8 protein-coding genes are annotated in these 10148 nt (G+C 51.0%); 6 read left to right on the top strand and 2 right to left on the bottom strand.

Annotated elements, in window-relative coordinates; all coding sequences use genetic code 11:
• Positions 1-17: 17 nt before the first annotated feature.
• The 6 genes from ACT3UM_RS06805 (at position 18) to cysQ (ending at position 8737) form a co-directional block, all read left to right on the top strand.
• The gene (locus ACT3UM_RS06805; RefSeq protein WP_498897291.1) at positions 18-2309 is read left to right on the top strand and encodes a glycosyltransferase family 2 protein; all 2292 of its coding nucleotides are present in this window, start codon (positions 18-20) and stop codon (positions 2307-2309) included.
• Positions 2310-2329: 20 nt separating this feature from the next.
• Positions 2330-3385, top strand: coding sequence for a glycosyltransferase family protein (locus tag ACT3UM_RS06810; RefSeq protein WP_498897293.1), 1056 nt, complete (start codon positions 2330-2332; stop codon positions 3383-3385).
• 27 nt (positions 3386-3412) lie between these two features.
• A complete protein-coding gene (gene pgm, locus ACT3UM_RS06815) occupies positions 3413-5002 on the top strand; it encodes a phosphoglucomutase (alpha-D-glucose-1,6-bisphosphate-dependent) (RefSeq protein ID WP_498897295.1) in 1590 nt (529 codons plus the stop codon).
• A 213-nt stretch (positions 5003-5215) separates the two neighbouring features.
• Positions 5216-6901, top strand: coding sequence for a glucose-6-phosphate isomerase (gene pgi / locus ACT3UM_RS06820; RefSeq protein ID WP_498897297.1), 1686 nt, complete (start codon positions 5216-5218; stop codon positions 6899-6901).
• A gap of 60 nt (positions 6902-6961) precedes the next feature.
• Positions 6962-7822: a UTP--glucose-1-phosphate uridylyltransferase gene (locus ACT3UM_RS06825; RefSeq protein ID WP_498897299.1), complete on the top strand. Its 861-nt coding sequence runs from the start codon at positions 6962-6964 to the stop codon at positions 7820-7822.
• Between the two features lie 141 nt (positions 7823-7963).
• Positions 7964-8737 carry a 3'(2'),5'-bisphosphate nucleotidase CysQ gene (gene cysQ / locus ACT3UM_RS06830; protein WP_498897658.1) on the top strand — a complete coding sequence of 258 codons (774 nt, stop codon included), beginning with the start codon at positions 7964-7966 and terminating at the stop codon, positions 8735-8737.
• 312 nt (positions 8738-9049) lie between these two features.
• On the opposite strand, the gene ACT3UM_RS06835 is transcribed toward cysQ, so the two are convergent.
• Together ACT3UM_RS06835 and rfaH are read right to left on the bottom strand one after the other, a co-directional pair.
• On the bottom strand, positions 9050-9481 hold the full coding sequence (locus tag ACT3UM_RS06835; protein WP_498897301.1) for an REP-associated tyrosine transposase: 432 nt from the start codon (positions 9479-9481) through the stop codon (positions 9050-9052).
• Between the two features lie 145 nt (positions 9482-9626).
• Positions 9627-10148 carry a transcription/translation regulatory transformer protein RfaH gene (gene rfaH, locus ACT3UM_RS06840; protein ID WP_498897303.1) on the bottom strand — a complete coding sequence of 174 codons (522 nt, stop codon included), beginning with the start codon at positions 10146-10148 and terminating at the stop codon, positions 9627-9629.

Here is a 10148-nt window from a genome sequence, read left to right on the forward strand (position 1 = left end):
ATATATAAGGTAGTGGTATGAGGCAGCATTTAGTCAGATTCAAAGAGAAAGTAACATCCTTGCTTACTAGGGGGGAGACTGCGTTTTGGCGGTGTCAATCTTCACTGCGTATTGTTGAGGTGCAGTCGTTTGATAATGCTTCTTCCCTTGAAAGCAGTACATTGTGCGATATCAGTGGCGAATACCCTTGGCCTGGTTGGAATATGTTGGAGTTAGATGGCTTGGGCGCGGGTACTCATGGCGCCGCAACGCTCATCTTTCATACCCAAAAACGCGTTATTAAGTCATCAGTTTCATTACGCCCAGGTAAGATTACCAAGCGTATCGTATTGGTGCCGGTAGGTGTTTGGAAGATATCGCTCTCTTTCATAGCCTCTGAAAGCGCGCTTTCGGAGGCTTCTATTGAGTGGGTATGGCTAACCCCGTGGTTTGCACATGATCGCTTGGCGCGGCGATTAATTAATAATCATGCAAACTATAAAGGCATGCGCAGAAGCCAGGCAATCCGCTCATTGCATATTGATTCAGTTGCTAAAGGCCGAAGCTGGCGAAGTTTGGCATTGGCTGATTATGATCAGACCCACGCTAAACAACATATTGCTGATGACTATGCACACTGGGTCGAGAACACCGAACAGGCGACAAATGAGGAGCCTTTAACGGTTATTGCTGGTTTGAAAACAGTGCCATTTTTTTCGTTTGTTATGCCGGTGACGTTAAATGACCTTCAGCATGGTGAGGCGCCGTTTGTAGCCACAATTGATTCGCTAAAATCGCAGAGTTATTTTTTCTGGGAAATTTATATTGTTCTCTCATCAGATATTGAGGATGAACAGCGCAGAAATCTAGAGCACTATATTCCTTCTTCGAACCGTATTAATCTTATTCATAGCTATCACAATCAGTTTGCGCAGTTGGATCACCAAGGGTTTATCCAAACTCAGGGTGATGGAGTGATGCGGATTAGTGTTGGCGATCAACTTGCCAACGAGGCTTTGTGCAAGTTAGCAACGGCCTGGAATCTGCACCCGCAAGCTCAGCTTTTTTATGCCGATGAAGATTCACTGGGGCCTAAAGGTAAGCGTTGTTATCCGGTATTTAAGCCAGGATGGAACCCGGATTTGTTGCTCTCGACTAACTATATTGGTCGTTTAGCTCTCTATAATCGGCGTTTGCTTTGGCAGCTAGAGACAGAGCAATCAGAGTTGTTAGGTAATTTAACTAATCCCGGGGCCGTTGATTATGCACTAGCGCTTACTTTTTTGATGTGGCAGACCACTTATGGTCATGCTAAAACGGTTTGCCACCTGCCTTTGATGCTTTATCACAGAGGTGCAGTGGCACCTCGAAAATTGGTTCAGACAGAGGCGGTTTCATTGGTACGTCAGGTTTTGGCTCAACAGGTGTCTAGCTCTAAAGCACGTGTGCTGCCAGGCTTAACCGCAGACTCTGTACGCGTTAATTGGCCGATTCCATCCCCGGAGCCGTTGGTTAGCTTGCTGGTGCCCACTCGTAATGGAGTGGACATTTTACGTCCCTGCGTGGACGCTATTTTAGCGCTTACCGCTTACCAAAATTTTGAACTGTTAATCTTGGATAACGAAAGTGACTGTCCTGAAACGCTAGCTTACATGAAAGCGGTTGAAAAGCGAGATGCTCGTGTCCGCGTGCTTAAGTGGAATTATCCGTTCAATTATTCAGCAATCAACAATTTTGGGGCTGCTCAGGCCCATGGCAGCATCATCGGTTTAATTAATAATGATATTGAGCCTATTGATGAGCACTGGTTAACTGAAATGGTTAGTCACGTCTGTCGTGCGGAAATTGGCTGTGTCGGTGCCAAGCTGTATTATCCTAATGGCATGTTGCAGCATGGTGGGGTGATTCTGGGGTTAGGAGATGTTGCTGGTCATTCGCATCGGTTCTTTCCTCGTCAAAGTGATGGGTATACTGGCCGCCTAAAGCTTGTGCAGAACTTATCTGCTGTGACGGCAGCGTGTTTGTTATTGCGTAAAAGTGTTTTCAATAACGTTGGCGGCCTGAACGAAACTGATTTAACCATTGCGTATAATGATGTTGATCTGTGTCTAAAAGTCAGAGAAGCTGGATATCGTAATCTGTGGACGCCGTATGCTGAGCTTTATCACCATGAGTCCATTTCCCGTGGTGCTGATGATACACCTAAAAAACGAGCTCGTTGGCTAAGTGAAGTCGCGTATATGCGACGTACCTGGGCAGACCAGCTTGATAACGATCCGGCCTACAATCCGAATCTAACGCTGGTTCATGAAGATTTTTCGCTGCGTTAAGGCAAAAGGAGGAGTGAGTAGTGAGGCCTAAGCCGCAGTGGTTGGTTGTTAGCGATGGGGCTCGGCCCACCGAGGATATCTATTTTCTTGAATCTGCAGCACCTGAACTGCATCAAAAGGGCGTACTCACCGAACGTTACCCTATATCTCGCTCTTTTGGTTCTGCATGGTTGCATGGGCGTTCTTTTATAAGCCGCTTTGCCGGTGTTAACCTGCTGGTGTGTCGCTCGTTGCCATTAAGTTGGCTGCGCTGGTTAGAGCGTCACCGCCATATTTTTGGCTATATCGTCTATCTAATTGATGACGATATTCCTGCCGCTGCCAATGATTTCTCGTTGCCAAGGGCGTATCGCAAGCGTATGGGGCGTATAGCTAGCCTTCAACCACGCTTATTGGCACTGGCTGATGAAGTAGTAGCGTGTAGCGATGAGTTGGCTAAATACTTTACCCTGCGCCATTCCCTCGTTTCAGTGTTGACGCCTCCATTACTAGCGCCCTTACCCAGCCATGATCATTTGGCAATTCCTCCCTCTACTCAAGCTCCTTGGCAAATAGGCTTTCATGGTACTCGGGCGCATCTTAATGATTTGCTGCATATTGCTCCGGCCTTGGAAGCACTCCAAAAGCTGCGCGATGATACTCAGTTGGAGCTAATGTTGGGTAAGCATGCCCCGTCCCAATTGGTAGCTTTGCCGCGTGTCAATGTGCCTGCACCGCTGCCTTGGCAAGCTTTTCAGCGGTATCAGCGTCAGTGCCGCATGCACATTGGCTTGGCGCCGTTATTACCCACGCCATTCAATCAAGGTAAGTCATTTATTAAATTCTTGGATATTACAGCCATGGGCGGCGTGGGCATTTATTCCAATCGATACCCCTATACTGAGGTAGTACGGCACGCCGAGAATGGTTTGTTGGTGGAGGATTACCCTAATGCTTGGCAAGATGGCATTGTGCAATTATTGGAAGATCCCGCCGCGACTATGCGTATGGCGCAGCAGGCGGCGTTAGACGCACGCCGTGTTGGGGATCCACATAGATCGGCTGCATTTTGGTCTACACGCTGCGGCGAGCAATGAATAAATTTAAATTCAGGAAGGGTGAAAATGGAAGCTATCTTAAACGCATTTTATGAACTAAAGCCGAATGCTAGCAATCCTAAGGAGCGCGTATCGTTTGGCACCTCAGGCCATCGTGGACGCTCAATTGCGCGCACGTTTAATGCCTCACATATTTGGGCGATTACTCAAGCAGTGGTCGATTACCGGCGTGAAGCGGGCTATAAGGGGCCGCTTTTTTTAGGTTTCGATACCCATGCGCTTTCAAGGCCTGCCTGGGAGTGCGTGCTCCAGGTGTTGGCGGCTAATAACGTGCCGGTGTTCATTGAGAAAGATCACGGTTATACCGCAACACCGCTCATTAGCCAGGCGATATTACACCACAACCATGCGCAAGATCAGGTGGCACCGGCTCTTGCAGATGGTTTGATCATCACGCCTTCGCATAATCCGCCTGAAGATGGCGGTATCAAGTATAACCCACACCACGGCGGCCCAGCGGATACCGATGCCACGGGCTGGATAGAGTTGCGTGCCAATGCTTACCTGTTGCGCCAGTTAGAGGATGTGCCAATGGTGCACGTGGAGGAGGCGATTGCCCACGCCCAGGAGTACGACTTCACAGCGCATTACGTTGCCAAGCTGGGTAGCGTGGTGGATATTGCCGCGATTCAGGATGCGAACCTGGTCTTAGGCGCTGACCCAATGGGCGGTACGGCGCTGCCAGTGTGGCAGGCGGTCGCGGCCCACTACCGCTTGAACCTTGAAGTAGTCAATTCGTCGGTTGATCCTGAGTTTGCGTTTATGCCGCGGGATCACGACGGCAAAATCCGTATGGATTGTTCAAGTTCGGCGGCGATGGCTAATCTGCTTAACGTTAAAGATCGCTTCGATATCGCTTTTGGTAACGACCCCGATGCGGACCGCCACGGCATTGTCGATGCCAATGGCTTGATGAACCCAAATCACTTCTTAGCAGTGTGCATTGATTACCTGATCACTCACCGCCCAGAGTGGGCCGCTACGTTAAAAATTGGTAAGACGCTGGTATCGTCTTCCATGATTGACCGGGTTGTGGCTTCACATGATCGGGAGCTTTACGAAGTGCCTGTGGGCTTTAAGTGGTTTGTGGATGGTCTGCATGAAGGCTGGCTTGCCTTTGGTGGCGAAGAGAGCGCTGGCGCTAGTTTGCTGACCCGCAATGGGAAGGCATGGTCTACCGATAAAGATGGCATTGTATTGAGTTTGCTGGCGGCGGAAATTATGTCGGTCACAGGTAAAACGCCGAGTGAGTATTATCGTTCGCTCACCGAGCGTTTCGGTGAGCCTTTCTATAAGCGCGTTGACACTGCGTGTTCAGCAGAAGAGAAGGCGGCGTTTAAAAACCTTACTGCCGAGAGTGTGACAGAGAAAACCTTGGCTGGCGATCCCATTACGGCCGTATTGGTAGCCGCACCGGGTAATGGCGCTGCCATTGGCGGTATTAAAGTGACTACCGACAATGGCTGGTTCGCTGCGCGTCCCAGCGGCACTGAATCGCTTTACAAGGTGTATGCAGAAAGCTTTAAAGGCCCACAGCATTTGGACGAGTTGATTGGTAACGCCACATCGCTGTTGGCGGGAGTGTTGAAAGAGTAGAGCTGCCTTTATCAAAAGAGGAGTGCCAGAAGTGTGCAGCTATGTACCTGAGTGGCACATTGTTCGGAGTACGTTAGGTTTGCTTTTAGGTATTACTTTGGTTTCATCATACTGTAAACTATACATTTTAAAGTAAACCTAGCTTGACTGGCTCGGAGCTTGCTCTTAATAGGCTAACAGCTGTTACTTATTCACCATCAGGGAAGAGAAATTATGAGTGCCCATCTTTCTGCGACAAATCATCGTCTTTACACGCCTGTTAACGCTTTGCAGTCCCATGCTGAACATCTTCAAGCGCAATCCCTCAGCGATTTGATTGGTAGCGATTCACCCGCTGCTGTTGAACGCTCTAGTTCACTGGCGTTTACCTTTAATACGCTACATTTAGATCTCAGTAAGCAGCGTATTACGCCAAAAACCCTGGCATTATTAACTGATTGGGCAAAGAGTTGTGGGATTGAGGAACAGCGCAAGGCGTTATTCACCGGGGCTAAGGTGAATAATACTGAGCAGCGCGCAGCGTTACATATGGCGGCGCGCTGGCCCATAACGACAACGCCTCCTGGCGGTATGGAAGATGCAACCGCCTTTTGTCAGCAGCAGCGTTCGCGCTTAGCCGAGTTGGTTGAGCGCCTGCATAAGCGGGAGTGGTTTGGTGCTACTGGGCAATCAATCACCAATGTGGTGCATATTGGCGTAGGCGGCTCTGATTTGGGGCCAAAATTGATTAGTGAAGCCTTGGCGGATCGCCCGAGCCATGCATATGTTAACGTTCACTATGTCTCTAGCATGGACGGTGCGCAGCTTTTGCCGCTAATGGAGACATTAGATCCGGCCACCACTCTTTTAGTACTGGCGTCTAAGTCGTTTACTACGGCGGATACGCAGTTCAATGTAAAAACGGCATTAACATGGTTGAGTGAGTCGCTTGAAGTAGATGTGCCAACGCTATGTCGTCACCAGTTGGTGGGGGTTTCCTCGAAGCCAGATAAGATGACAGAGTTTGGTATTCCTGATGCTCACCAACTGGTTTTTAAGGACTGGATTGGTGGGCGTTTTTCATTGTGGTCGCCGATCGGCGTGAGTGTCGCGATGCAGCTTGGTATGGTGAGTTTTAATACGTTGCTGGAAGGTGCCCATGCCATTGATCGCCATTTTTTAGAAACGCCGCTGGATGAGAACCTGCCGGTTCTTGTGGCTTTAGTGGGCGCTTGGAATTGTCAGTTCTTGAGTATTCCTACTCATGCCGTGTTGCCATATGATGGCAGATTAAAGAGCCTGCCTGCGTATTTGCAGCAGTTGGAGATGGAGTCTAACGGCAAAAGCGTCACCCTTGATGGCCGTTCGGTTACCCATTCTACTTGTCCCATTATTTGGGGGGACGTGGGGCCAAATGCGCAACATGCGTTTTACCAATTGTTGCATCAAGGTAGCCACACCGTGAGCGCCGACTTTGTTGCGGTAGCTGAGCGAGAGGTAGAATCTACGAAGAGTGTGCGGGGGTTGCTGGCTTCCCAAGAGCAGCTAACGTTAGCAAACTGCTTGGCTCAGGCGCAGCTGTTTGCTCTGGGGGATGACGCTATTCCTACTGTGCTGCGTGGGTATACAGCCCAAGGCTATCGAGGCAATCAACCCAATTCGCTGTTATTGCTTAAGCGGTTGGATGCTTGGAGCATCGGCGCTCTGCTAGCACTCTATGAGCATAAGGTGTTTGTTCAATCTGTGCTGTGGAACCTTAATCCTTTTGACCAGCCGGGTGTGGAGTTAGGCAAGCAACTAGCGTCAAGCCTTTATAAAACGCTGGCAGGGGACTCTTCTACACAGGATGTAGTAAAAGATCCTAGCACTGAGCAACTGCTGCGGAAAATAGGCGAGTGGCGTCGGAAAGCCGCTAAGTAAGCCATCATCTTTGATAGACTAAATTAAGATAAAAACGTAACGCAATTAAGGAATGTATTCATGACGCAGGTTCGCAAAGCGATTATTCCAGTAGCTGGCTTTGGTACACGTTTATTACCGATCAGCAAGGCGATCCCCAAAGAGATGGTACCGGTAGTGGATCGTCCGTTGATTCAGCATGTGGTGGAAGAGGCGCTAGCGGCGGGCATCAATGAAATTATTTTAGTGACCCGCTCGGGTAAATCCGCCATTGAAGACCACTTTGATGCCCACGCAGAGCTTGAAGACTCTTTAGCTAGTAAAGGGAAAGATGCGCTGTTGGAAACCTTAGCGGCTATCGCGCCGCCGGGACTTAAAATCACCAGTGTCCGCCAGCCGCATGCGCAAGGGTTAGGACATGCCGTTTTTTGTGCCGCCCATTTGCTCGGTGAAGGTGAACCCTTCGCGGTTATTTTGCCCGACGTACTTGTGAAGCCTCAGGCAGGTAGTAATGCCTGTGATCTTGGCGATATGGTAGTGCGCTGGGACTCGAATACCGCTGCTCAGATAATGGTGGAAGCGGTACCGCAAGAAGATGTATATCGCTACGGAATTGTGGATTGTGGAGGCAGCGAACCTAACGCTGGTGAAAGCGCCGATATGCTGGGTGTCGTTGAGAAGCCCAAACCTGAAGATGCACCATCGCGTCTTTCTGTCATTGGACGTTATGTACTGCCTTATCGTGTAATGGAGCTGTTAAGTGACCAGCCTCCCGGTGCCGGTAACGAGATTCAATTAACCGATGCGATTGATCGTTTAATGCAGGAGGGCAAACCTGTACAAGCCTTCCGTATGAGTGGACGTACTTTCGATTGCGGACATATTGACGGTTGGCTAAAAGCCAATACCCTTCTTGCTCGCGAAGCGGGTTACGACGTATAAGCACGCGACGATATATCGCAGCACTGCGCGAACGTGGAATGATCAGCTAAATAGAATGCTCTAGCTGTCAGGTGGTGGCGAGGTTGGCCGCTGCTTGGCAGCTTTTTTTATGCAAGGAATAAAGCTATGTCTGCAAACCCAATGTCTGTTATTGATCAAGCCCTGTTGGATGCCATTGAGCGCATTGCAAGTGACGCTGGCGATGCCATTATGAGCGTATACGCGCGCGAGTTCAGCGTGGAAGAGAAGGACGATAAAAGCCCGCTGACCGAAGCAGATATTGCTGCCCACAATGTGATCGTGTGCGGCTTGCAGGCGCTGCCGGTGCAATTTCCGATCCTCTCTGAAGAGGATATTGAGGGTTTTTCAGGTGCTGATGCTGAGGGCCGTTATTGGTTAGTCGACCCGCTTGATGGCACCAAAGAGTTCATCAAGCGTAACGGTGAGTTCACCGTCAATATTGCCTTGATTGAAAACGGTAAGCCGGTGCTCGGTGTGGTGACAGCGCCTGCGCTTGAGGTGGGTTATGTGGCCGCGCAAGGGATGGGCGCGTTTAAGGTTGAAGCGGATGGAAGCCGTAAGGCTATTGCCGTGGCAGGCAAGCCGAAAGCGGGTGTCACCTGGCGGGTAGTGGGGAGCCGTTCGCACCCCAGCACTGATTTGGCCGCTTGGCTGGAACAGTTAGGGGAGCACACCATGTTGCCCATGGGAAGCTCGCTAAAGCTGTGCATCATTGCCGAAGGTTTTGCCGACGCCTATCCCCGCTTGGGGCCCACCTGTTTGTGGGATACCGGCGCCGCCCACGCGGTAGTGCTCGAAGCCGGTGGCCGGGTAGAAACCCTGGAAGGCACACCCCTTAGCTACGCTAACCCCAGCGAAAAGCTCAACCCTTATTTTGTGGTTTGGGGGCATTAAGTCAAAGCGCCACCGGTTTTTGTTTTGCCAACCTTCTCGATATTGGTTGTCACGGCCATGTGCATAACGTGCTCATGGCCTTGGAAACCCCAGCTTCATGTGCCAGCGAGATTGAGTAGCGCGTGGTAAGCCTACGGCGCACCCGCGGGAGCAGCGAGAAGCGGTGCCGGTGTTGGCCCGCGCAGGCAGAGTTGGTTGGTTGCCACGGGGCGTCGTTCCGACACCTCCCGCGGGTGCCTCATTCGCTTGTACCTCGCGAGATTCGTTACCACGCGCTACGAAATGTGGACCCACTTGAATACGTTTGCGGCTTTATTCCCAATTCATGTCGGCGATATCGGGTACTTGTTGGGTGCCCCAGTCGAGGTCGTACCAGCCTTTTTGTACGCATTGCCGAAAGCTTGACCACTCCCAGTCGCGGGGCGTATTAGCCCAGCCGTGTTTGACGGGGTTGTAATGGATGTAATCCATATGCTGCTGCCAGTCATTTTCGTCGCGAATGACGTGCTCCCAGAAGCCGCGCTGCCAGGCGTTCTGGGTGCCGGGGGGAAATAAAAATTCCTGCGAGGCGTATTTCTTGATGTCACGCCAGCGCGAGGAGTAGTCGGCGTCGCCTTCGGGGAGTGTCAATAGGCAGTGGAGGTGGTCGGGGAGGAGTACAAACGCATCCATTATGAAGGGGCGTTCTTCTCGAACTCTGCGGAACGCTCGCCCGAGGGCGTTAATATTAAGGCGGTCCGCCAAGAGGGGTTGTCGTGCGTAGGTGACGACGGTAAAAAGTAGCAGCCGCCAGGAATATGCGCGCGTCGATAGGTTGCCACCCTTGCCTCCATGCAGAATGATTCGGTTATGAAGGCCTAGTGTAGCGCATCGTTATGAGCTGTGTGGGCTACGACTTGCTTAAGGTATCGAGCGGTACTTCGAGATGCTGTGGCCGGTTGAGTACATTGAGCAGCACGATGGCGCGTTCTTCGCCTTTAAGGCGGGTAAAGATGGCTTCCAGGTCTTTGAAGGGGCCGTCGGTGATGGTGACTTTTTCGCCGGCGCTAAAATAGCTATGAATGCCTTCCTGGTGGTGCGGCTGGTTGCGCAGGGTTTCGACGAGCTGTGAGGCCACGGCGACAGGCCTGTCGCCGAAGGTAAGCAGACGCAGAACGCCGCGAGTTGACCGAATCGGTCGCCAGTTGCTGACCAGTTGATCCAAATAGATAAATAGGTAATAGGGGAACAGCGGTTCGGTCACCGTGGTGAGTTTGCCCTGGCGCTTGCGTTGGCTATTTAGCACCGGGTGAAACACCTCGTAACCTTGGTTGGCGAGGTGTTCAGCGGCGCGAAATGATTCGCCCCCTTTGCACTGAATAACATACCAGGCGGGCGTTGCTGCGCTTTCCTGGTCGTTGAAAACATCCAT

This window comes from Halomonas sp. AOP13-D3-9 (assembly GCF_052379125.1).
In the GTDB taxonomy this organism is placed as follows: domain Bacteria; phylum Pseudomonadota; class Gammaproteobacteria; order Pseudomonadales; family Halomonadaceae; genus Vreelandella.